The organism is Nitrosopumilus sp. b3, from assembly GCF_014078525.1.
Lineage (GTDB): Archaea > Thermoproteota > Nitrososphaeria > Nitrososphaerales > Nitrosopumilaceae > Nitrosopumilus.
Genome location: NZ_MU078696.1, coordinates 278,030 through 301,038 on the forward strand (window position 1 = coordinate 278,030; position 23,009 = coordinate 301,038).

29 protein-coding genes and 1 tRNA gene are annotated in these 23,009 nt (G+C 36.4%); 18 read left to right on the top strand and 12 right to left on the bottom strand.

Annotated elements, in window-relative coordinates; genetic code table 11:
- The first annotated feature begins 3 nt into the window (after window positions 1-3).
- The 7 genes from C6990_RS07675 (at window position 4) to C6990_RS07705 (ending at window position 5,036) form a co-directional block, all read left to right on the top strand.
- On the top strand, window positions 4-234 hold the full coding sequence (locus C6990_RS07675) for an LSM domain-containing protein (RefSeq protein ID WP_048117687.1): 231 nt from the start codon (window positions 4-6) through the stop codon (window positions 232-234).
- Between the two features lie 44 nt (window positions 235-278).
- Complete coding sequence (locus C6990_RS07680) at window positions 279-1,460, top strand: hypothetical protein (RefSeq protein WP_255465315.1); 1,182 nt, start codon at window positions 279-281, stop codon at window positions 1,458-1,460.
- Window positions 1,461-1,541: 81 nt separating this feature from the next.
- Window positions 1,542-3,065: a tetratricopeptide repeat protein gene (locus C6990_RS07685; protein ID WP_255465391.1), complete on the top strand. Its 1,524-nt coding sequence runs from the start codon at window positions 1,542-1,544 to the stop codon at window positions 3,063-3,065.
- A 76-nt stretch (window positions 3,066-3,141) separates the two neighbouring features.
- Window positions 3,142-3,465 (top strand): ribosomal L7Ae/L30e/S12e/Gadd45 family protein, encoded by a 324-nt coding sequence (locus tag C6990_RS07690; RefSeq protein ID WP_182130065.1) that lies wholly within the window; start codon window positions 3,142-3,144, stop codon window positions 3,463-3,465.
- A gap of 63 nt (window positions 3,466-3,528) precedes the next feature.
- Window positions 3,529-3,993, top strand: coding sequence for a NusA-like transcription termination signal-binding factor (locus C6990_RS07695; RefSeq protein ID WP_048117681.1), 465 nt, complete (start codon window positions 3,529-3,531; stop codon window positions 3,991-3,993).
- 3 nt (window positions 3,994-3,996) lie between these two features.
- Entirely contained in the window at window positions 3,997-4,434 is a 438-nt protein-coding gene (locus C6990_RS07700; RefSeq protein WP_048117671.1) for a 30S ribosomal protein S12, read from the top strand.
- A gap of 2 nt (window positions 4,435-4,436) precedes the next feature.
- Window positions 4,437-5,036 carry a 30S ribosomal protein S7 gene (locus C6990_RS07705; RefSeq protein ID WP_048117669.1) on the top strand — a complete coding sequence of 200 codons (600 nt, stop codon included), beginning with the start codon at window positions 4,437-4,439 and terminating at the stop codon, window positions 5,034-5,036.
- 18 nt (window positions 5,037-5,054) lie between these two features.
- On the opposite strand, the gene C6990_RS07710 is transcribed toward C6990_RS07705, so the two are convergent.
- Both C6990_RS07710 and C6990_RS07715 read right to left on the bottom strand, forming a co-directional pair.
- Window positions 5,055-5,142 (bottom strand) — tRNA-Gln (locus C6990_RS07710).
- Window positions 5,143-5,240: 98 nt separating this feature from the next.
- Window positions 5,241-5,561 carry a hypothetical protein gene (locus C6990_RS07715; protein WP_182130067.1) on the bottom strand — a complete coding sequence of 107 codons (321 nt, stop codon included), beginning with the start codon at window positions 5,559-5,561 and terminating at the stop codon, window positions 5,241-5,243.
- A gap of 35 nt (window positions 5,562-5,596) precedes the next feature.
- Here C6990_RS07715 and C6990_RS07720 point away from each other — a divergent pair, with 35 nt between their 5' ends.
- Window positions 5,597-6,301, top strand: coding sequence for a YkgJ family cysteine cluster protein (locus C6990_RS07720; protein WP_182130069.1), 705 nt, complete (start codon window positions 5,597-5,599; stop codon window positions 6,299-6,301).
- On the opposite strand, the gene C6990_RS07725 is transcribed toward C6990_RS07720, so the two are convergent.
- The gene (locus C6990_RS07725; RefSeq protein ID WP_182130071.1) at window positions 6,298-7,311 is read right to left on the bottom strand and encodes an NAD(P)/FAD-dependent oxidoreductase; all 1,014 of its coding nucleotides are present in this window, start codon (window positions 7,309-7,311) and stop codon (window positions 6,298-6,300) included. The genes C6990_RS07720 and C6990_RS07725 overlap by 4 nt on opposite strands.
- A 301-nt stretch (window positions 7,312-7,612) precedes the next feature.
- Here C6990_RS07725 and C6990_RS07730 point away from each other — a divergent pair, with 301 nt between their 5' ends.
- From C6990_RS07730 to C6990_RS07745, 4 genes are all read left to right on the top strand, one after another.
- Window positions 7,613-8,212: a nitroreductase family protein gene (locus tag C6990_RS07730; protein WP_182130073.1), complete on the top strand. Its 600-nt coding sequence runs from the start codon at window positions 7,613-7,615 to the stop codon at window positions 8,210-8,212.
- Window positions 8,213-8,292: 80 nt separating this feature from the next.
- Window positions 8,293-8,736, top strand: a complete 444-nt coding sequence (locus C6990_RS07735; protein ID WP_182130075.1) for a hypothetical protein — start codon at window positions 8,293-8,295, stop codon at window positions 8,734-8,736.
- Between the two features lie 64 nt (window positions 8,737-8,800).
- Window positions 8,801-9,067 (top strand): hypothetical protein, encoded by a 267-nt coding sequence (locus C6990_RS07740; RefSeq protein ID WP_255465317.1) that lies wholly within the window; start codon window positions 8,801-8,803, stop codon window positions 9,065-9,067.
- Between the two features lie 78 nt (window positions 9,068-9,145).
- The gene (locus C6990_RS07745) at window positions 9,146-9,289 is read left to right on the top strand and encodes a hypothetical protein (RefSeq protein ID WP_182130077.1); all 144 of its coding nucleotides are present in this window, start codon (window positions 9,146-9,148) and stop codon (window positions 9,287-9,289) included.
- Window positions 9,290-9,307: 18 nt separating this feature from the next.
- Here the strand turns inward: C6990_RS07745 and C6990_RS07750 are convergent, their stop codons facing one another.
- Window positions 9,308-9,475 (bottom strand): hypothetical protein, encoded by a 168-nt coding sequence (locus C6990_RS07750; protein WP_182130079.1) that lies wholly within the window; start codon window positions 9,473-9,475, stop codon window positions 9,308-9,310.
- Window positions 9,476-10,179: 704 nt separating this feature from the next.
- Between C6990_RS07750 and C6990_RS07755 the strand changes: the two genes are divergently transcribed.
- Window positions 10,180-11,202: a hypothetical protein gene (locus C6990_RS07755; protein ID WP_182130081.1), complete on the top strand. Its 1,023-nt coding sequence runs from the start codon at window positions 10,180-10,182 to the stop codon at window positions 11,200-11,202.
- Window positions 11,203-11,505: 303 nt separating this feature from the next.
- Here the strand turns inward: C6990_RS07755 and C6990_RS07760 are convergent, their stop codons facing one another.
- A complete protein-coding gene (locus tag C6990_RS07760) occupies window positions 11,506-11,865 on the bottom strand; it encodes a hypothetical protein (RefSeq protein ID WP_255465318.1) in 360 nt (119 codons plus the stop codon).
- Window positions 11,866-11,911: 46 nt separating this feature from the next.
- On the opposite strand from C6990_RS07760, the gene C6990_RS07765 reads away from it, so the two are divergent.
- Window positions 11,912-12,145: a hypothetical protein gene (locus tag C6990_RS07765; RefSeq protein WP_182130718.1), complete on the top strand. Its 234-nt coding sequence runs from the start codon at window positions 11,912-11,914 to the stop codon at window positions 12,143-12,145.
- 55 nt (window positions 12,146-12,200) lie between these two features.
- Window positions 12,201-12,788 (top strand): hypothetical protein, encoded by a 588-nt coding sequence (locus C6990_RS07770; protein ID WP_182130083.1) that lies wholly within the window; start codon window positions 12,201-12,203, stop codon window positions 12,786-12,788.
- 364 nt (window positions 12,789-13,152) lie between these two features.
- Here C6990_RS07770 and C6990_RS07775 read toward each other — a convergent pair whose 3' ends face one another.
- The 3 genes from C6990_RS07775 to alaS form a co-directional block, all read right to left on the bottom strand.
- Window positions 13,153-13,761, bottom strand: coding sequence for an HAD family hydrolase (locus C6990_RS07775; RefSeq protein ID WP_182130085.1), 609 nt, complete (start codon window positions 13,759-13,761; stop codon window positions 13,153-13,155).
- A gap of 89 nt (window positions 13,762-13,850) precedes the next feature.
- Window positions 13,851-16,718 carry a leucine--tRNA ligase gene (gene leuS, locus C6990_RS07780; RefSeq protein ID WP_182130087.1) on the bottom strand — a complete coding sequence of 956 codons (2,868 nt, stop codon included), beginning with the start codon at window positions 16,716-16,718 and terminating at the stop codon, window positions 13,851-13,853.
- 8 nt (window positions 16,719-16,726) lie between these two features.
- Window positions 16,727-19,396, bottom strand: coding sequence for an alanine--tRNA ligase (gene alaS, locus C6990_RS07785; RefSeq protein ID WP_182130089.1), 2,670 nt, complete (start codon window positions 19,394-19,396; stop codon window positions 16,727-16,729).
- 79 nt (window positions 19,397-19,475) lie between these two features.
- Here alaS and C6990_RS07790 point away from each other — a divergent pair, with 79 nt between their 5' ends.
- The 3 genes from C6990_RS07790 (at window position 19,476) to C6990_RS07800 (ending at window position 21,079) form a co-directional block, all read left to right on the top strand.
- A complete protein-coding gene (locus C6990_RS07790; protein ID WP_182130091.1) occupies window positions 19,476-19,985 on the top strand; it encodes a hypothetical protein in 510 nt (169 codons plus the stop codon).
- A 59-nt stretch (window positions 19,986-20,044) separates the two neighbouring features.
- Window positions 20,045-20,350: a 50S ribosomal protein P1 gene (gene rpl12p / locus C6990_RS07795; RefSeq protein WP_182130093.1), complete on the top strand. Its 306-nt coding sequence runs from the start codon at window positions 20,045-20,047 to the stop codon at window positions 20,348-20,350.
- A 96-nt stretch (window positions 20,351-20,446) separates the two neighbouring features.
- Window positions 20,447-21,079 (top strand): trimeric intracellular cation channel family protein, encoded by a 633-nt coding sequence (locus C6990_RS07800; protein WP_182130095.1) that lies wholly within the window; start codon window positions 20,447-20,449, stop codon window positions 21,077-21,079.
- A 22-nt stretch (window positions 21,080-21,101) separates the two neighbouring features.
- Here the strand turns inward: C6990_RS07800 and C6990_RS11055 are convergent, their stop codons facing one another.
- The 4 genes from C6990_RS11055 to C6990_RS07815 form a co-directional block, all read right to left on the bottom strand.
- Window positions 21,102-21,236 carry a hypothetical protein gene (locus C6990_RS11055; protein WP_255465321.1) on the bottom strand — a complete coding sequence of 45 codons (135 nt, stop codon included), beginning with the start codon at window positions 21,234-21,236 and terminating at the stop codon, window positions 21,102-21,104.
- A gap of 44 nt (window positions 21,237-21,280) precedes the next feature.
- Complete coding sequence (locus C6990_RS07805) at window positions 21,281-21,535, bottom strand: hypothetical protein (RefSeq protein ID WP_182130097.1); 255 nt, start codon at window positions 21,533-21,535, stop codon at window positions 21,281-21,283.
- 243 nt (window positions 21,536-21,778) lie between these two features.
- Window positions 21,779-21,943: a hypothetical protein gene (locus tag C6990_RS07810; RefSeq protein WP_182130099.1), complete on the bottom strand. Its 165-nt coding sequence runs from the start codon at window positions 21,941-21,943 to the stop codon at window positions 21,779-21,781.
- 89 nt (window positions 21,944-22,032) lie between these two features.
- A complete protein-coding gene (locus C6990_RS07815; protein WP_182130101.1) occupies window positions 22,033-22,980 on the bottom strand; it encodes a calcium/sodium antiporter in 948 nt (315 codons plus the stop codon).
- Window positions 22,981-23,009 lie beyond the last annotated feature (29 nt).

Here is a 23,009-nt window from a genome sequence, read left to right on the forward strand (position 1 = left end):
ATTATGGCCGATGAAATTACAAATCTAATGAATAACAGCAAAGATAAGCTTGTCTTACTTCGATTAAGAAATACCCGGACCATTCAGGGGATTCTAAAAGACTTTGATATTCACATGAATTTGACATTAGAGGATGCTGAGGATGTGACTGAAGAAAAGCATGAAAAGATTGGCAAGACCCTATTACGTGGAGATAATATTTTACTAGTCTCTCTTCCTGAAGACGAATCTTAAATTATTCCATCAAACATTAAATTCGATATTTAATAATTTATGATATGTATCTTTTTTTCATGATTGCTTCATTGATTTTTTTTCCGGCATTTGGTGAATCGATTCCTGATTATGATAAACCATACTCTCCAATATTTACGGATAAACCATCGTACTCTTGGACTGACAAAATAAAGATGACAATCATTGCTCCCAGTTGGAATACTGATAAAGACTTGATTGATTCAATTGGAGATACACAAGACCACCCCATTAAAATTTCAACAAGAGAGCACTCACTTGAGCCTTATAGATTCACAGAGACTGATGTGAATTCTGGAATCTTTACAGCTGAAGTAATACTTACAGGATTTTCACATGATGCCAACGGTGATGGTAACGTAGACACCACTCCAAGAACCATGGGTACTGGTCCAACTAGTGGATTTTTAGAAGTTGATAGGGATTCTGCAGTTACCATATCCTTTGAATTTGCAGACGGTGTAATCTTAACTGAATCAGCACCTGTACGCTGGAATGTCGGTACCATTCAATTTACACAAGAAGTTTTTCTCTTAGGTGACACTGTTACTGTACGCATAATTGATTCAGATATGAATCTCAATCCTGAAGCACTGGATCATATTCCGATTCAAGTATCATCTGATTCTGACATTGCAGGATTTGAAGTTGATGGAATTGAGACATCTGAAAGCTCTGGAATGTTTGTAGCAACATTCTCTTTATCTCAGAGTTCAACTACTAGTGGAAGTCGACTCTATTCAATTCCTGGAGATAAAATTTTTGCAAAATATGTTGATTATACTTTACCCAAACCATATTCTATCTCCGATAATTTAGCAATTGAAACTTTTGCCTTGATTGATTCTTCTATTTCTCCAATAGATAGAATTGATAATCTTCCAATTCGATTCTCTGATGCACTTGGAAATTCATTAGAATCTTTTTCGCCCGACAATCCTTTGCAAATAGTTGGTACTATCATTAACCCAAATGAATTTGATCAGAAATTTGTTTACTTGTTTCAAGTAAAAAATGAAAATAATATTGTAGAATCCATCTCATGGATTCAAGGTGAATTATCATCCGGACAAAGTCTTGATATTTCACAATCATGGATACCACAAAGATCTGGAAATTATGAGATTGAGACATTTGTCTGGAATTCTCTTGGTGATCCGACTGTTTTGGCACCAATAATGTCGAGTTTAATTACCGTAGAATGAAAAGTATCATTCCTACGTGATAATTAAATAGAAAATTACAAAATTTTTCTTGTGTTAGGATATTTGCTTGGATTGACCTTAGTGTTAACCGTATTATCTCCTTTAGTAATATCTGAAGTATTTGCAGAAACATTTCTTGTAAGTACCGACAAACAATCCTATAACATCGGTGATTCTCTGACTGTTTCAGGTGAAATTCTTGATTTTGGTATGCCCGTAATTGCCATGAGCATCTATGATCCTGATGGAAAAATATTGTCTGCCAACAATTTGGAAATTTCGTCTGAAAAAACATTCACAAAGACCATCCCACTTGACTCTCCATTTTATGAAAAAATTGGGGAATACAGAATAAAACTAGACTATGGACAAATCTCTGAGAATCATTATTTTACAATAGGGGATTCGGAATCTGAAAAAACTGCTCAGATTATTGAGGAACCTGAAATTTTTCTTCTTTACACTGACAAAAATCAATATGCTGATAATGATGTAATTTACATCACCGGTATTGTTTCTTCATTGGGTTCTCCCACTTCGTTAATCGGAGTTTATGATCCGTTTGGAATGCCTGCAGGCTTTTATTTTGGAACAATAAACTCTGATTTGGAATTCTCAACAAGCTTTCTTGTAAAAGATGGTGTTAATTTTAGAACCGAAGGAACTTATTCAATTAAAGCTCACTATGGAGAATCTGAAGCCATATCCTTTTTTGATTATTTCAAAGAACCTCAAATTGTAACTGAAGAAACAATTGAAGAAACAATTGAAGAAACAATTGAAGAAACAATTGAAGAAACAATTGAAGAAACAATTGAAGAAACAATTGAAGAAACAATTGAAGAAACAATTGATAACTCGAATTCTATTACAGTATCTGCAATTAAAGAAACTGTTCAAACCATCAAACCAAAATCTGATATGACTCCTGAAATAAAAAAAACTATTCAAGAAAAAATTATTCCAACTGAAATAAAAAAACAAACAAATCTTACTGTTGAAGATATTGAGTTAGGCCTAATTCTAAATCAAATAAATCTGGAATGTGACAAAAGTGTGTTTACTGATACCATATCATATTATGATGGAATGGGACCTGCATTGTACAGATTATGTGATTTTGATGGTTCTTTGACATTTTTTAACGAGTCTCTATCTGATAATCCAAACGATGTTGAAATTCTAGTAAACAAAGGATCTGCCTTGGGAAAATTAGGATATTTTACTGAGGCCATAGTCTATTATGATCATGCAATCAAAATCAATCCTGAATTTTTACCTGCTAAAAATAACAAAGCAAATGCCCTTGCAAATTTGAAAGATTATGATAATGCTATTTCTATTTATGAAGAAATTTTAAAGAAAAATCCCAACTATATTTCTGCTAGAAAAAATCTTGAAATTGCATCATCCTTGAATGCTCCTATTGTAACTTTAGTAGATGAGCCAATACAACCAATTATCAAAAAAATAGATTACTCTGAATCAGATTCACCAAAAGTTTCTAGTACTACAAATCATGAAAAAGAAAATACGATTTCTTTTTTTGATGAAATTGGTTTAGTGTTTTCTTCTTTGGGTTCAGTGTTTAATTTTCTGAACTAATTTTTTCTAATACCGTGCGTGGTTTTTCAATAAACCTATAAAGCCCTGTGGCGCCGATCGATTTAAGGAAACATACATGAGTAAACTACTTGAAAAATCATTAAAGGATGCCCGAAAAGAAGATCAACTAACTTTCGGTACAAAACAAGTTTTAAACTCTTTAAAAAATTCCAAGCTAATTGTATTATCTCAATCAGTGAGTAAAGAAATGGTTGAGAAAATTGAGTCAGATGCAAAAAAAGAAAAAGTACCTCTAGTCAACTTTCAAGGGACTTCAGTCGCACTAGGAAGATTGTGCGGCTTGCAATTTAGAATTTCAACAATTTCATTCACATCAATAACAGATGCAAACATAAAATCAATTTTAAAAGATACAGAAGCTGAGGAAAAAAATGATTAGCTATATTTTATTTAATGAAAGTTTAAATGAGACAATTCAGGTCGGAGATAAATAGGATTTCTAATGACACAGTCAATTAAACTCTCAACAGATCAAATGCGTATGATGTCACTTTTCCAAAATGTAACTGGTGCAACTGCACGCGATTGTGTTGAAGATGAAAAGCAAGATAGAGTAATTTTTGTAGTTAATACTGGTAAAATGGGATTGGCAATTGGCAAAGGTGGTGTTCATATCAAATCATTACAAAATATTGTTAAAAGAAATGTGGAATTAGTAGAATATGATGAGGATCCTGCAAAATTCTTGTCTTCTTTGCTAAATTCAAAACTAATTTCTGAAGTAAAAATAAATACACGAGCAGATGGGACAAAACAGGCAATTGTTATGGTAGACCCAAGAAAGAAAGGAATCGTAGTTGGAAGAGAAGGCAGAAATGCTGAGAAAGCAAGACTACTTGCAAAACGATATTTTGATATTACCAGCGTACTGATTAACAGTCCTGAACGTGCTACTATGGAGATGTAAGATATGAGAAAATCACCACTTGGATTATTTGCTGGCAGAGTTTTAACTACTAAAAAGAAAAAACAGAGATGGGCAATCTCAACATACAAGAGAAGAAAGCTTGGAATTGATAAAAAAGCCGATCCACTTGGAGGAGCTCCACAAGGACGCGGCATAGTTTTAGAAAAAGTAGGAATTGCTGCAAAACAGCCAAACTCTGCTATTAGAAAATGTGTTAGAGTTCAATTAATTAAAAATGGTAAAACAGTTACTGCATTCTTACCAAGAGACGGTGCAATGAACTTTATTGATGAACACGACGAAGTCCACATTCAAGGAATGGGTGCAACACAAGGTGGTGCAATGGGAGATATTCCTGGTGTTAGATTCAAAGTTTTCAAAGTTAACGGTACATCACTTCATGAACTAGTAATAGGAAAGAAAGAGAAACCAAGGAGATAGAAATGGCACAAACTAAAAACTTGTTATTATTTAGAAAATGGGATTTATCTGATATTGAAATCAAAGATCCCGGACTAAAAACTGCCATCTCTTTGAGAAAGCAAATTTTACCTTACACATATGGTCGCTCTGCATTAAAGCGATTCAATAAAGCAGATGTTAACATTGTTGAGAGATTAATCAACAAAACAATGCACTTTGGAAAGAAATATGCAAAGAACACTGGAAGAATGACTGGAAAGAAAACCAAACTTCTAAACACTGTAAAAACTTCTTTTGATATTATTGCACTAAAAACTGGACAAAACCCAGTTGAAGTACTAGTTCGAGCAATTGAATTTTCTGCACCAAACGAAGACACTACAAGAATCGTTTATGGTGGTACTGTTTATCACGTATCAGTTGATGTTGCACCAATCAGAAGAGTTGACTTGGCACTAAAATTCATAGCTGATGCAATCAAAGAGGCAACATTTTCCAATCCAAAACCCATTGAAGAACATATGGCAGAGCAAATAATGCTAGCCGCAGTAAATGATCCAAATGCTCCTTCTGTAAAGAAGAAAAATGAACTAGAAAGAATAGCACAAGCATCAAGATAGATTCTTTAGAATTTTCAGTAGCCCGAGGCAGATTCGAACTGCCGTCTCCGCCTATCCACTCTTGAGATCCAGAGGGCAGAATCCTTGACCGCTAGACTATCGGGCTACTTGAAGAAATTTTTCTGTTTAAGAATATAATCATTTGTTGTCAAGATTGAAATTTTTATAATGAATTATTTTTGTGATTTTTTTGAAATGCTTTGATTACTTTATTCTAACTTCATGAATTGCAGTTGAATAATCACATTTTGCTTTCAATCGCATGTATGGAATTAGTCTATAATGAATCGAGTAAATTTCCCCTTCTTTTAACAAAATTCCTTTCTGCATCAATGATACTAGTCCCCTTGATGGAACATTGATTGAAACATTTTGCTCTTGACATATTTTTTGACGTTTATTTTGAAATTGTTTTAGTGTAAATGATACGTCATTGACTTCTAAAACTAGAGGCCAAATTATTTCACTCCATACCCATCTTCTGTTTTGAGTAGCTGAGGCATGCTTTCCTTTTTCACTCAACATTAATAACATGACTTCCAGATGTTATATCTTAATAGTTGTCTCAAAACGAAATTGAAGAATCATTAAACTTGTTAGAAAAAGATTGGGATGTTGATCCAATTTTACGTAAATTCATGCTTGGTAAAATTACTGATGTGTCTGACTATCCAGTCAAAGTTAAAGATGTGGTATTTCATGTACCTTATCTTAATTCTGAAAAAAAATTCATTCTATGGAAGTGCTTTTGGCCTGACTGCCACAACTGCTGTGATAGACAAGGAAGACTTCCACTTACTTCTGATGATTTGATAATTATTGGAAAAGGCTTGAAATATCAAAAACCTTCTGATTTTATAAAAAATGAAACTCTTACTGTAACGTATCAGGAACCAGGACCCTCAGGACAACTAACTACAATGACTACCATTAATCTGAAAAGAAAAAAAGATGAGACAGCATCTGATGATGGAACGCACATCTCTTGTAGATTCTTAGATGAAAAAGGTGGGTGTAGCATGCATCCCGACAGACCTGGGGTTTGCTATCTTTACCCCTTTTCTAGCTGGCTTGAAAATGAAAAAGGAATTGCACGTGTTCATGCCACCTATCAGTTTACAGGAGATTGCCCCGGATTTTATCTGGCAGATACTTTGGATCCGATGAAAGATGAATTCAAAGATTATTCCAAAACAATTTACGATTACAACATGGCATCAAATAGAACTAATAGAGAGGGGTTCGGGTCTGTTAGTTTTAGCTAGGCTTTAGCTACTTTCATCAAATCTGCAATTTTGATATTCATTCCAAATCGGTCTTCGTGCTTTTTCATGTAACGAAATATTGCAATGAAATCTGGTAATGCCTTGAAGAAACTAAAGTCCTTGTGAATTTTTGCTCTGACAAAATTAAACACTTTAGCATACACTTTGTAGTGCTCCTCTACTGCTTTCTCATAAGCTTTGAAATCATTCATGTTCTCTAGGAATATCTCGACGCATTGCATTGATGGAATAATTCCCTCACCTAACAATGCGTAAACTGTTCCAATTGATTCTCCAACTCCAACTACTTTACCTGAATAGTATGGCTTACATCTGTCTGGTGTTGCAAGTCTGATTGGTCTGCCCTTTGTTGCAATTACTTTGCCTCCGTGCTTTTGCAAAAATTCATCAGTTGCCTTGATGTGTTGTTTGTTGTAATCTCCTGCTCCAATATGTGCCCATTTCTCACCTAGTGGGAAATACCAAAAGTATCCAGACATTCCTGGAAATGGCTCTATGTAAAAGTCATCATAGGGAACTCCATTCTCATATTCTACCTTGTACTCGTATGTTGGCAAAAAGAAATCCTCCTTTAACTTTGGCAGATAGACTCTGTTAAATCCAGTACAGTCAACTATCATATCATACTCTTTTTCTAAATCTTCAAGCTTTGGTGCTTGACCATAAATTATCTTTGAATCTTTGATGAAATCTTTGATTAATCCTAATTTGTTATATGTACACAGCCCTTTTAATCCAATGTCAAACTTTACATCATTGTTCATTTTGACATGCATGTTTTTTCCGTCATGAATCAAAAAGTCATTAAAGTCTCTTCCAGTTTTTTTGCAAAAATCTGTCAGCACTGGTTTTATTGTTCCCCATGCACAAATTGAATCATGTTTTTCCTCAACATTTCTTTCATAACCTACAACCTCGTGCTCTGAGTCCTTTAGTCTGGCCATGAGATAAGATCCTGCAACCCCCATTCCCATTACTGCAATCTTCAAGATGTCTTGAAATTTCCTTTTGCCTAATAAATACACTATCTGGAATTTTTGCTGGTGTTAAGCTGATTACCACTAGTAGGAAAAAGTAGTACTGGTTAAATATCAAATTCTCATATTGAGTTTGAAAGGTAAGTCTTTCGTCTGATTACAATAGTTTCAGGCCTAAAGACAATCGCTGTCATCAGGTAACAGATGTTTCTGATCTTAAGCGACGAGCTGTCATCAACATCCTTTCGGGAGTTGATCTTAAGCTCATTCACCTTTTCATAAAGTTAAATTTGGTAACACTGGTCGTATTACCATGGATACAATTGACGCAATAAAATCTCGCCGTTCAATTAAGAGTTTTAAAAATCACCAAATCACTAAAGATGAAATTAATCAGATTCTAGAATGTGCAATTTTGTCTCCAACTTCGTACAATATTCAAAACTGGAGATTCGTAATTGTTACAGAACAGAAACTCAAAGATGAAATGTCTCATCTATCCTATGGGCAAAAACAAGTTGCAGAAGCATCTCTAGTCATTGTACTGTGTGCTGACTTGAAGGCCTGGGAGAAAAATCCTGAGCGCTACTGGAAAAACGTTCCAGAAGAATCTCGAAATTATCTAGTCAACGGAATCAAGCAGGCATACTCAGGAAATTCTGAGCTTGAAAAAGATCAGGCAATTCGCTCTTGTGGTATTGCAGCTCAAACCATTATGCTTGCAGCAAAATCTATTGGGTATGACAGCTGTCCTATGGAGGGCTTTGATTATGACAAGGTTGGGAAATTGATCAATCTTCCTGATGATCACATAGTTACAATGATGGTAGTTATTGGAAAATCTGCAAAGGATCCTGCTCCCCGTGGTGGACAATTACCTCTATCTGATGTAGTCTTTGAGAATTCATTCTGATATATCTGAATTTTAAAAAACCAAATTGCATTTTATATAATTTCAATAACGCTTAAGTTCCTAATTCATAGAGAAATTCCATGAAATTACTTGTCGTTATTATCGTTGCAATAGTGGTTGGAATTATTGCTATTTCAGCAGCAATTACGCAATACAGTCTAGATATTATTAAAAACATTGATCCTACCGTTCTTGAAAAACAAGAAAATCTTGAATTGGCATTGAGTCAGTGTAATCTGATTATTCAGGATGATATTGCTTTGTTAGAGGATGCTACCCTTTATGATGATGAAGTGTTGCTTGCTGCAATTAATTGGGAATATTGCGTAAATAATGCAGTTACAGTATATGGTACTCTGAACCAACAAGAAAATTGGGAATTAGAAAAACAACAACACCCTCTACGTTTAGAGATTGATGCACAACTAAAAAGCGCTCAAATCCAAGAATGCAATGAACAATGGTCAAACCAAACTCAAAAAATCAATGAATGCATTGATAATGTTAATTTACAATTCCCTTAGTTTGAAAAAACTAAACCAAACTCCAATACGCTTAATTTTCATTATACATTGATATGATTTGTAATTGATTTGTGAGAGATGCGCTTCTGAATTTTCAGTTCATACTGATAGAAAACTGATTTGTCCTGACTGCAAGGCTCAGCTAGACTTGCTAAGTGAAGAAAAAAAAGTCAATGATAGAAGAATCAGCAAGCTTCTAAAACACAAGGAGGCAGAATTGAAAAATCCAACATCTGATGAAACCATGAAGCGAATTGATCATAATTTACAAATTGAGTACAAAAAACGTGATGGAATAATCAAAGCAATTAATTCTAATTCTAAATTTTAATTTATTCATCTTTGATGCAAGTATGAATTTGCATTCATACCAAATTAGATTATATACTGCTAGGAAACCCGATTTTTTATGGGTAAAAGACTTACAATTGTCCTCGATGATGAAATTGTAAAAAAATTAAGGGTCATTCAAGCAAAAAAGATTACAAAAACTGCAAGCGCTGTAAGTTTTTCAAACGTAATTAACACTGAACTCAAAAGACTACTCAAATAATTACAATTCTTATGAAAATTAATTCTTAACTAGGCTCTCAAGCGATAATCCATAGTATTGTTTGTCTCCAGTCTCTAATTTTTTTATCAACTCTTTTTTAAATTCATAGATCTCTTTTGCAGTTTTCATATTGTTTGATGTAATTTGAATTCTGATAATGTTGACTTTGCAAAATCTGTACACCATTAGTTAATGGTCTGTCTTTGTTTTTTGTTATCAATATAACCTGCCCTTTTAGGCTCGATTCTTCCTAGATACTCTCTCATGATTTGCAATATGTTGAGGTGCGACACTGAGGCATATGCCCAAGTGATGTTTTACCATTTCGAAGAGGGGAGTCGAAAACCATACTGTAAGCAGATCATGAGGTTTTGTATTATTCACGCTAAACTGATTTCACGAGATTACAGCATAATTCGGGTTCAAGTTATGAATTGAGAAAAATAAATCTTGATGTAAAAGACCGGGACTATCTGGACTTTTTGAGCATCTGCATCGAAGAGGAACTATCAGTTGAGGAGAAGCTAAAAAACATCATTCGCTATCATCTAATCACATATAGAAACAGAGCAAAGCTGGAGAATCAGAAATTATTCTGACTTTAACCGACAATATTTTCTATGAGACATGTGTGAACTTTATGTGCATTGTAACAGTGCTTGCAAAGAATACATCGCAAAGAGCAACTCTGCAGAAGGTGGCAGATACGAGCAAGGTCAAAAGCGATGCCCTGAATGTGAGGTCTTTATTTTATGGGAGGGACTCTGGTGTCCTTGCTGTGGGAGATTATTGAGAACAAAGCCCCGAGCTAGGAAACTCAAAAGCAAACTGTCACTTAGTCGGAGATGACACTATCAACATACTTAATTTGAGAATTATTTCATGATATCATGGGCAAACTAGTTGCAATAGGTATTGTTCTTCTTGTAGTGTTTTTGATTATAGTTGGACTGTTTGTCTATTCGTATACCCAGCTCTCAGTTAATCTCAATGATGTAAAATTTCACAGCATTGATTGGGCTACTTTGACATGGGATAAACTGCTCAATCTTGGCCTGTCCACTCTAACTGGTGAGTGGTTTGGTGCAGCTTTTGAGATAATAGAAGGAATTAATCTGAACTTGTATTTTGGAATTGCAAATAACGGGCTCTTACCAGTGTACATCCCTGACTTGTCCTATGATGTCTTGATTAATGGAATTTCAATTGGCAAGGGAAATAGTGATGTTGATCTTGTAATTAATCCCGGACAAATCAAAGTCATTTCCTCATTTCAAAATATTGCAAAAGAAAGCATGATGCCTGCGATATCTTCTGTAATTGAGAGCAAGGGAGTCATGGAAATTAGAGTAAAAGGAATCGCATATTTCCAGTTCTTTGGCCTTGGTATTCCTGTTCCATTTGAGTCGTACAAGACCATCTCAATCTATGACGAGGTGAGAAACAGAATCAATGAGGAGATTCAAAAAAACAAGATGCAAAACTCTGTGATATCCTCAGTTGGAAAATCAATTGAGAGCGCACTTGGCAGCATTGTAAATGAGATCTTTGGCGGTGAGAAATTGGACTTGGATTTGTCTGGCCAAAAGTTTGCAGACTCTATGTATGAGGTGGGTCCAGGGGCTTACACCTATGTTGCATTTACTCTTCCCTGTGATGCCCAAGTGCAAGGCGGATTTATTGCAAGTGATATTTTAGGTGATGACATTATTGTAATTCTAATGGATAACTATAATTTTGATAAATTTGAAAACAACCAAAGCGCATTGTCCTTTTATGACAGCGGCAAGGTAAGGTCCGGCCAATTTGATTTGGTGCTGGACTCTGGGGATTACTACATTGTAATGTCAAACCAGTATTCTTTGTTATCTACAAAGACTGTACAACTGCAGGCAGCATCGCTTTGCATCTAATCGTTTTCACAATCCATGTCAAGGCAATCCTGACACAATCTCATTGTGATTTGTGGAAACTGTTTTGATTGCCGTGTAAATACAATTGGTTTATGTCCGCAAGAAAAAACCTGCTCATCCATCAAATCATTATTCATTTTACAGTATATCAAGAATGCTACAAAATAGTATGTAAAATTTGAACAGAATATTTGCTATATAGTAAAATGATTTTTGAAAAATTATGGACATTGAGGAAGTAGATGAGTTCATCTACGAATTCCATGAAAGAATTCTTGGCATTACGCCTCCAAAAAAGTCAGATTAATCCAGAATACTTTGGACTCTACTTACTATGGTGTCATGATCTGATGAAATCTCAGTTGATAAGAGTACGAGGTCTTTGCCATGATAAACGGTAATCCACTTTACATTACCCCTTGATTCAACTGACCAGTTTGTCTTGCCAAGCTTGCCATCAAAAACTTTGTTCATCTTTGCTTTCAGTAGCGCCTCTCTGTGGACCAGCTTTGTCTCTGGAACTGTCAACTGGGGAATGATTCCTTTCTTTCTGTCATATGCTTTTAGTCTGCCACACTTGCAGAGAATCCCAACAAACCTGATGGAATCATCAATGCTTAGAAATTCACTGCATAGTCTGTTTTCTAGTCTTTGTACTTGCACTGTTTTGATTTATTTTGAAAAATTAGAGGCTGTGAAAAAATTTTTCTTGACTAAATGGTGTGCTATTCTTTTGGTTTTTATGCTGAAGATGCATACTGGATACATGGTACTGGTATGGATTGCAATTGCAGTTGGGATCTTGCTTGTAGCCATTTTGATAGTAAAAGCAACAAAGACCAATCCGCGCGAGATTGCCGGCATGGATATGCGATGCAAAAAGTGCGGAACTGAGACTGGTGGCATGATGTGCCCCAAATGCAACAAGACCTTTGGGGTATAGTAGAACTGATAAGTTCTACGTGAGCGTTATATGCAATTTTTCAATGAATGGAATAATGAAATCAAAACTAGCAATGACATCACTGATTGCAATGGCAGCACTCATCGCAGTTGGGCTGCCTTCTGCAATGGCAGACTCTGACCAATTCAAGAAAAGACACATAGAGGTTGCTGACTTTGTTGGGGGAATCCAAATTACAGAGGATACCAAACGAGCAGAACTTCGAGAGCAAGTAACAGTTACTCTTAGTGAAGCATCTGCACTATTTCTTGATTCTAATAGAGCAAGAATCGGTGTGGTGGTAAATGAAAATGATGATAAATTCCTGGCATGGATAGTAGTTGAGCGAGACTATAACCGTGATACACTAACTGGAGTGAAGTACTTTCATGTAGTTGATGCATCAGACATTGCCAACACTGCAACAGTAACAGTAGAGATTGACAACACTGATAGAATTCAGAGAGTCTTGGATAGACTAGACCAGAAAATTGACAGAATTACTGAGCGATTAGCTGAGAATCCTAATGAGAAAAAAACCGAATTCCTTGATGTCTTGATGCAGCTTCGAGATGCAACAAGTAACGGGGAATATTCCTTGGCAAAAGATCTTAGAGTCGAGCTAAAATCACTACGAGGATAGTAAACCTCTTTTTTTCTTTTTATTGCTGTGCTGTTGAATGGTATTGTGGCAAAATCAAAGAAAAAAGACAACAGAATGCAGAAAGGGCAAAAGGCAGCTGAGGCAAAACAGCGGGTTGCAAAATACAAGCGAGAGCAGCAAAACAAGAAAAAGAAACGCTAGTCTCAATTTTATACTGTAATGTTTTACTGATTTTATGGGATTCAAGGACTGGTTTGTAGATGACAAGGGCGGCAATTACTCTGTAAAGGTTCAGTGTTCTGGATGTCAGAGAATTACCGTAGTCAAGATTCCATCTGGCAAGTCATTTGAGAAATGGAGCGAGAAATCAAAGTGCGGCCAGTGCGATGGTTCCTGGTTCAAGCTAGACTAGATCTCTGTTCTTGCATTGCTCTAATAGTTTATCAAAATCTGTATACTGGACTGCATCAATGCCTGATTTTTTTGCAGACTCTACGTTTGATTTTAGATCATCAATGAAGAAGAGTTCTTCCTTTTGGAATGGAATGTTTTCAATTACGTGCTCGTAGATTTGCGGTTCAGGTTTTAGGTGGCCAATCTTGTATGATAGGAACTTGTGCTTGAAATGATTTAGTGATGATAGATCTTCTACCACTGAATATGTTACGTGTTCTGTGTTTGATAAGGTGCCTACAGTGATTCCGTTTTTTTCTAAATTTTTTGATAGTTCAAACATTTTATCATTAAATGACATGTGCTTTCGAAACACTTTGTCTAGCAGTGATTCTTGTGTGTCTCTGAGTTCTTCTGATTTTAATTGCTCTCCAATTCTTTGCCAAAACTCTTTTTCAGCTATCACTCCAGTTGAGATGTCTTTGAGGTTTGCGTTGAATTGTTGATTTAGTTCTTCTTGTTTTAGATTAAACTGCTGGCTAATCTCTTCAATGAACCATCTGTTGTGCCAGTTTATAATCACTCCTCCGAGATCAAAGAGAACACATGATATTGTCATGAATTAATTTTGAATTTTTGAATATAATTTGTTTCTGTATTGGGGAAATTAAATGGGATTAAATGGTACAAAATAATTTTTTTAAAAAACTATTCAATCAAAATTGCAGGCTTGAAAGGCCTTGCATGTCTAGCTTTACCTTTAGGATCATAAATGTCACTATCTGATTCTGAATATACCAAAATCTCTACACCAAATTCCTTTTTACCGATACTAGATAACTCTGATTTTAAAAATTCCTTTTCATCAAATGAATCAGACTCTAGCTTCATCTGTTTAATTTCCTCAGACTCTGAATGTAAATCCTTGATTACCTTTTGAATAAAATCAGGCATCTTTTTGGCAGCAGTTGTTTCTGGATCTGCAATAAGTTCTTTCATAACCACTCCCATGTTGTTCTGGCCCCCAACCATAATTCCCAAAACCTTGCGATACACTTTGGACTTCATCTCATCTGAGTTTACATAGATTACAATTTTTTTCGGAGTAATTTTTGTAACTTTGAGAATGTTTGCAATATCATCAATCGTTGATTTCAGTAACTCTTCTGATTGAATTGCAGTAGCATCAACTAATCCTTTTGAGAATTCAGGCCATGCTGACTTTGATACAAGTTCATTATTTCCTAAAGCTACCCACATCTCTTCAGCTACATGTGGTGCAAATGGAGACAACATTGCAACTCTGTCTGAATTTATTTTGTACAGTATTGCTGAATTGTTCTCCCTGCCTTTAGCTTGCACTCTTTTGTTGTACCAGCTCAAGTCTGACTCAAATGAGAACAAGATATCATGCAGTGCCTCTCTTAATCTCATTTTTTCTACAGCATCAGTTACTTGTCCAATCAAATTCTGGGTTTTTGATAAAATCCACCTATCCTCAGGCTCCAAATTACCAATTTCGCCTTGCTTTACCTTACTGCAATCATCCAATAGTGACTGCAATTTTCCCTGAATTCCTGAAACTGACTCCATGTTAAAGTCAGCATCTTGGAGTAGCTCAGCTGATGAAATAATTGCCAGTCTAATCGGATCTGCACCATGCTCTCTTATTGCAGTACGCAGTGGAATGATATTTCCCATACTCTTTGACATTTTAGCGCCATCCATCATGACACTGCCATTAACTACAATTTCTTGCGGCCAATATTTTTTCTCAAATATTGCAACATGATTTAGTACAAAAAATGTCAAGTGATTCTGAACCAAATCACGACCTGAATGACGTGAGTCCACTGGATAAAAGTATGTAAACTCTTTTTTCATTGCACTGACTAGGTTTTCTGAAAGCTGCGATGATTTAGCAGCAGAGTCCAAATCTCCAATGTCAAGTAAAATAAAATCAAAGAGTTCCCTTGTTAGATTCTCGGGATTTACCTTACCCTCATTTACAAATCGTGAAATGGTATAGTATGCCATGTAGATTACACTGTCTGACAATGACTCTACAATCCAGTCCTTGTCCCATGGTAGTTTAGTTCCAAGTCCTTGTTGTCTTGCACATGCTCGCTCATGCAACCAACTAACCACATCATGAAACTCTGTCTTTATTTTGTTAGGTAGAATGTTCATCTCATCAAAACATTTTCTTGCCAATGCTTTCCAATCCTCATCTCCGTAATTGAGAAACCACTGATTTGATAGAATCTTTACAACACATTCAGCTCCACAACGACAACGAACAGGACCATTCTCTAGTACTGGAAATTTTTCTAGGTGTTCATTACTTTCCAGCCATTCCCTTACCTTGTCTCGTCCAAACTCTACCTTAATTCCTTGAAATTCTCCGCATCTCTCATTGAGTTTCCCTGTGGTAAACTCTTTGTTGTATAGCTCGTTTGTTGCCTCGTCTAGCTTTTGGTCTATCTGGTTTGCAACTCCCATCTTTTCGCAAATCTCTTTTGCAGGAATTACTCCGTATCCTTCTGTAGTAATTATTGGAATAGGGTCAATTTTTGAGGCTAATTTGTGCTTTTTGGCCTTGAGATCCGTCAATGCCTGGTAGTCTTTTGGAGCATGAGCTGGCACTGACATTACTAGTCCTGTTCCCATCCCCGACTCTACAAAGTCAGCTGGCAATATTGGAATTTCATTTCCATTGTGCGATGTGACAAATCTGTCAATTAGCTGACTTCCTGGAATATCACCATCAACTGAAACCTCTTTTTCGAAAAACTTTAGCTTGTGTGCACATTCTTCAGAGACTATCCACTTTTCTCCATCAACTGTAACTTTTTTGTAAGTAACATTTGGATTGACCCAGAAATTTGTTATTCCAAAAATTGTTTCAGGACGTAGAGTTGTAATTGGAAATACCAAGTCACCGAACTGGAACTTTACTAGATAGTTTTTGTCATCAATCTTTGGTTCCACATCGCCCATTGTATCATGTTGTGATACTGGATTGTTGTCTTTTGGACACCATCCAACTGGATGACTGCCCTGAATTATTTTGCCATTCTCTTTGAGTGTAGTGATTTGCCACTCGATAAATTTTTGATAACCTGGAACTATAGTAGTAAACTCTCGTCTCCAATCAATGGAATAGCCCATCTCTATCATGCCAGACTTTATCTCTTCATGAAAATAGTCTGCAATCTTTATTGGTTCAACAAATGTTTTAATGTCTTCTTCTGGAACATGGTAAATGTTTCTCAACCCATCAAGAATCTCTTTCTCACCTGATTCAATTCTCTTTGCCATGCCGAGTACTGGTGTTCCAGTGTAATGGAAACCCATTGGGAACAGTACATTGTATCCTTTCATTCGATAAAACCTAGCATGAACGTCAGCTAGTGTGTATGTTCTTCCGTGTCCTATGTGTTGAGGTGAGTTTGGATACGGGTATGCAACTGTGATGAATTTTTTTGGTTTGTCGTTTGGCTCTGTCTCAAAGTCTTTGTTTTCAATCCACTTGTTTCTCCATTTACTTTCAATTTCATTCCAGTTAATTTCCATGTTTTCATTCATCCTAAAATCATTGATTTTGCTTTGGCTATTGCCTGCTCCATTTTAGATGTGTCTTTTCCTCCGCCTTGGGCAAATTTGGCATCCCCACCGCCAGAACCTCCTAGAATGGCAGCAATCTCCTTTGCAATCACGCCTGCATTGACGCCTGATTGCTCACCTGCATACACCATAATTCTAACAGTTGGGCCTGCCTCGAATATGCCGCAAAATGCAGATGTGTTGTCTTTTGCCACTAGCTTTTTGCCAAAGTTGAGATGAAAATATTCGTCATAATTCTCACTAGATGTAAAGCACAATTTGTTTTTGATACTGATGCCATCCATATCTCCTGATTCTCCAGCTAGAATCTTTTCTAACAAAATAGGAATCTGCTCTCTTGCCTTTTGCTTGTTTTCTTCTCTTCTCTTCTCTAATTCTGCTTTGTCTTTTGCTTCTTGCTCTTTTTGTTTTAGAACAATCTCTTGATTCTTTACATATTCAAATGCGTTAGGACCTGAGACAAACTCTAGTCTTACCACACCGTCTTGAATTCTTTTGGTCTTTGTAATTTTGATTAGTTCAATGTCGCCAGTTTTCTTTACATGTGTTCCACCACAAGCTTCAACATCTTTGTCTTCAATTGATACAATTCTAACTGACTTTACTGGAACTACGCCGCCCTGGTAAATTCTAAATCCATATGTCTGCTCTGCAGTTCCTCTATCAAAATAATCAATATTTACTGTAAGGTTTTCTTTTACCATCTTGTTTGCAGCATTTTCGATTTGCTTTACTTGTTCATCAGTTAATGATGAATGGTGAGTTATATCCAGTCTGGCATGATCATCGTCTTTGAATGCAGAGTGCTGCCAAATCCATGAACCCAAAACTCCACGTGATGATGCATTGATTATGTGAGTACTTGTGTGGTTCTTTGTAATGTTTGCACGTCTTGTTTGGTCTACTATACACTTTACAGTCTCTCCTTCTTTTGGTACTCCGCCTTGTAACTTGTGAACAATAACGTGTGCATGTTTGTCTACATTAGTAACTTTGAATCCTGCAATGGTTCCATGGTCTGGCTCTTGTCCTCCACCTCTTGCATAAAATGAAGTTCTATCTAGTACCACATGATCATCGAACACTTTGATTACCTTTGCATCAAACTCCATTGGGTCGTCTTTGTAAAACAGGGTTTCAGTTTCTGGCAAATCATCAAGTGGCAGTTCTGCAATTGCCTTTTTCTTTTCAGACTGGTGCAAATCTGAGAGCTTGGAGTAAAATGAAGATGGAATCTCGTCAATTGCATTGACTTCCTTGAGATATTCAGGCGTGATTCCGTCTGATTCGTACAAAGTTATCAGCTCATCAACTGATGGCACACCTTTCTCTCGAATCTTTTCTGCCTTTTTCTTCATATGGACTTTGGAATCCTCGTATCGTCCAGCTTCAATCTTTAGAATTTTCTTGACATCTTCTCTTTTCTCATCAAGTTCTGGATACGTGTCCTTGAGATAGTCAATATGAGTATCAATCAAGTCATCAATGTCAAGTTTTAGATTTAATTTGCTAATTGTTGCATTGATTCTTCTCAGCATCATTCTGAGATTGTATCCGCCGCCGACATTGCTTGGCAGTGCACCATCAGTAATTGCAAATATCAAAGTTCTAAGATGGTCTGCAATAAGATAAATTCCTTCAAGCGGTGTAATCATTTTGTTTAGCTGGTCGTCTGTAAGTCCTGCTTTCTTTATTGCATGTCTTCTTACATCATTTAGATCCTCAAAGTCATCAAGTGCCTTTGCAATCTCTGTAAAGTATTTTCTTAGAATTTCAGAATCCGAATCAATTCCAATTCTATTGAATAATTTCTGATTAATTGGACCAAAGCAGCAGTCATATGCAGTAGGTGTTCCCATGGTAATCCACGCAAATCTCTCAAGGCCTGCACCCATGTCAATTACTCTCTGGTCAAGTGTTGTATGCTGTCCTAACTCTCCTTGAAATTCAGTAAAGACTGCATTGCCAAGCTCCAATCCATTTACAAAATATTCTAGTGACGGACCAAAAGAGCCGCCGCCTGCCCAAACATCTTCAACAAAGACAACTTCTTCTCTCTTTATTCCAAACTGATCAGTCAATAATCTATAATCCAAATCAACGCACTCGTCTTTCCAGTATCCGTCTCCCTCTGGAATACTATGCTGTCCAATCATACAGAAACTCGAAAAGTGTCGTCCTGTAACTCCGACATTCTCTAAATCCTTGAATCTCAAACAAGTCTGCGGAACTACCAATGGGTTTGCAGGAAACTCAAAGACTACCTTTGAACCCATTACTCTTTGAAAGTCAACAACTGATGCAATAGTAAAGAACAAGTCGTCTCGCCATCTGCACACTACAGGATATCTGCTCACTGACTTGTGATTGTTTTTTACAAAAAACTCTTCGACTTGTCTCCAAGCTTGAGTGTAATCAAATCTCTTTGTAGTTGGGGGATTTCCAATAAATGAATAAGTGTCAGCTCCATCATCAGGACACAAATCTCGTCCTGAATCAAGAGTCCAAAAGAATCTGTGGCATTTTGTGCATGACTTTCTGACAAATCCTTGTTCTGCAAATAGCTTGACATTATAATATCTGTCAGGATCTGCTGAAAATTCTTTTAGAATCTCTTTTTTATCCAACGATGAAGCCTGCCCTATCCCGATATTAAGAATTGTCGATTAATAATACATTAAATAGAATACTTGGGTCACTCTTTTCATGTTTGGCAAGAAACCTACTCTCAAAGAAGGGGTTCACATATTTTCAGTCAAAAAGAATGGTGAATTCAACGACTTTATCTTTGGTGTAGTTACCGGAGTTGATGGACGAAAAGTAGGAATCAACGGAGTCATTGTAAATCCAATTGGTCTCAAAAACAAGATTGCACAAGGAAAAACAGGTGAGCGCTCCCGTGAAATTCTAGAACATCCGACTCCAGACAATGTAGTTCTTGCATTGGTGTATAGAGTGGAGCATGAAAATTACACTGCAGTTTTAGATCTAGATGTTGACAAGTGTGATATCTTGCCACCAAAAATTTACGACATGCTAGATGGATGGATTCGACATTCATTGCCTGAATTAATCAATGCAGTTTTGTCACTGCCACCAGGTGCAGAACGTGATGAGGCAAAGCGAGTACTTCGAAATAGAAAGGATACTCTGATTGACAAAAATCTCAAAAGAACACTTTATGCTGTCTGCCGGAGTCTAAAGATTCTAAACTGAGTTTTCTAGGCGTAATTTCTCCATAGTTTTATATTATGCCCCAAGAAAATCTCGATACAATGGAATATGTTTACGCTGCTTTACTTCTTCACAAACTAGACAAAGAAGTCAACGAAGCAAACCTCACATCAGTTGTCAAAGCATCTGGTGCAGAAGTTAATGATGCTCAAGTTAAAGCACTGGTAGCAGCCCTAGCCGATGTTAACATCGATGAGGCAGTCAAAGCCGCACCTGTAGCAGTTGCAGCAGCAGCCGCCCCAGCAGAGGCAGCAGCCGGTGGTGAAGCAAAGAAAGAAGAAGCACCAAAAGAAGAAGGCAAGACCGAAGAAGCAGCCATGGAAGGATTATCCTCACTATTTGGCTAAGCAACTTTACTTTTTTCAATTTAATTTTTAATTTCTAAAATTAGATCCGATCTTTTTCATTAATCTTAATTAGTAATCTTTGTGCCACAGTATTGTTTGGTAGATTTTTCTTTTCCAATTGATGGCTTTATCAGCATTTTAGATTACTTGGGTACAATTGCATTTGCTGTAACTGGAGCTTCCAAGGCAATCTCTCACAAAGCTGACATTTTTGGAATTATTGTCTTGGCAACTGTAGTTGGAGTTGGAGGCGGTGTCACACGTGATGTAATATTTGGAAGATTCCCAACTGCGTTCTCTGATCCTATCTATGTATCTCTGACTGTAATTGCAGGGGTTGTGATGTTTTTCTTGTTTACAAAAATGAAAAAACAGATGAATGTCTGGCTGGTCTTTGATGCAGTCGGATTGGGAGTCTTTTCAATCTTGGGCGCATCAATCGCATACCAGATAGTTGGACTGAATTTCCTGCCAATGCTGTTTGGTGGAATGATCACAGCCATTGGGGGTGGAATTCTCAGAGACGTCTTTGTTCGCGAGATTCCTATTGTGTTTGTAAAAGAAGTGTATGCAATTGCATCAATTATTGGAATTGTGATATTCTATGTTACGCTATCCTCTGGAGTTGAGATTCAGATAGCATCAATAATTGGAATTGTTACAGCTACGGGAATCCGGCTATTGGCAATGAAGCTAAACTGGAATTTGCCAAAGGTTAGAGAATCTTGAATTTGTTACCTTGCAGTTTTTCTCATTTAGTATCTGAGTGATTACTTTTGTGCTCTTTGTTCATATGTTCCCAATAATCAAAAACAATTTTCTCTGGGTTTCCTTTAAGGACATAGTTGCATCCAAAACCATACTTTTTGCATCTAATCTCTGCCACGATATGTGTATGTCTGCATAAAATAAAAGGAATGTTTTGAAAACTTATGCTGGAACGGATATTTTTTGCAAATAGTCATAATGGGTTCTCAAAAACTCCATTAGTCTTCTGTCTTCCTCTTTGTCAATGGGTGCGCCGTTTGCAAGGATGCTCAGATATTTTAAATCTGATTCTAGTACACGAAGTGATTTTTTAACCCCTTCATAATATTTCATCCTCAAATACTCTGCAATTCTCTCCTCAATTCTTAAGATATTTTCCTGCAGTTTTTTTATCTCATTGTTAATCTCTGAGGGCATTAATTTTCTAGTAATAATATTAAAGATAACTTTGATTATTTGATTTCTTTATTGATGTAAAAAATATCGAAAAAAAATAAACAAATGTAAATAATTTCTAGTACCATACTTTTATTTCTCAAAACCATACCACTCTTGTAGTAATCATCAAAGAAAACATCGATAGAAATCAGAGTATCGTTGTGGGAAAGGTCAGTGGATCTGCTTGTATGATTGCTACAACTTTTTAGAATGTTTCTAGAATCAATCTATTTCGTCTAAATATTCTCCCTCAACTGGGGTTGCTGTAATCTGCTCAAAGCTAGTGCCCTTGCATTGTGGACATTCTGTAATGTTTGTGACTCCTGCCTTTTTAGAAAACACATTGCCACAAGACTTGCAAACTCTAAGTTCATCTAATGTTGCCATGTTTGTAATTGCACATTCTGCTTATTTTACATATTGCAAAAATCCAACATTGAATATTAGTTTCCTAGAATTCTTCATCTAGGATTCATCTATTGCCTGTACAACAAAAATATCACATAATCCACATACCCTGCAACTAACAGCACACCTTCTTTTCTAGATATAACAAAGCCACTGCGCATAATTGGAATTAATACCAGACTGAATCCAATCATAATCCCAACATCGATTAGCACCTTTTCACTAACTGTAATTCCTGAGATTAACGATGAAATTCCAAGTATTGCCAAGATGTTGAAGATATTACTTCCTACAATATTTCCGACACTAAGATCTGCATGGCCTTTTCTTGCAGCAACAATGGATGTGATTAACTCTGGCAGTGAAGTTCCAATTGCGACTAGTGTCAATCCCATGAATAGCTCTGATATTCCAAAACTAGCACCAATAATCACTGCATTATCTACTGTAAGAAACGAACCACCTGTAAGTAACCCCAGCCCCATAATCATGAAAATAATTGATTTTGAAAAAACATTTTTTTCTAAAATCTGGTATGCTGGTACAGTTTGAATGTCTGTGTCTTTTTTTGAGCTGCGATAACCATACCAGGTAAAAACAAAAATTCCTGCAACAAGTAAAGCACCATCAACAAAATCAATTTTCCCATCAATGATTATTGCCAAGAGTAATAGTGATATACCAATCATAATCGGCACTTCTTTTCTTATGGAAGATTTTGAAACAATTATGGGACTAACAATTGCAGAAAGTCCTAGAATTGCACCGATATTGACAATGTTGCTGCCAACCACGTTACCCAAAGCTACATCTGATAGTCCTTGCATTGCAGATGAAATGCTCACTGCAAGCTCAGGAGTTGATGTGCCAAAAGCCACTACTGTCAATCCGATTACTAGCTGACTCACTCCCAGTCTGTTTGATATTGCAATTGATCCTTTAACTAGCCATTCTGCTCCAAAGTAAAGCATGGCTAATCCTGCCCCTACAAGTAAAAAGTTGAAAATTAACTCCACGAGAACTATTTTGATATAATGTACTTTAA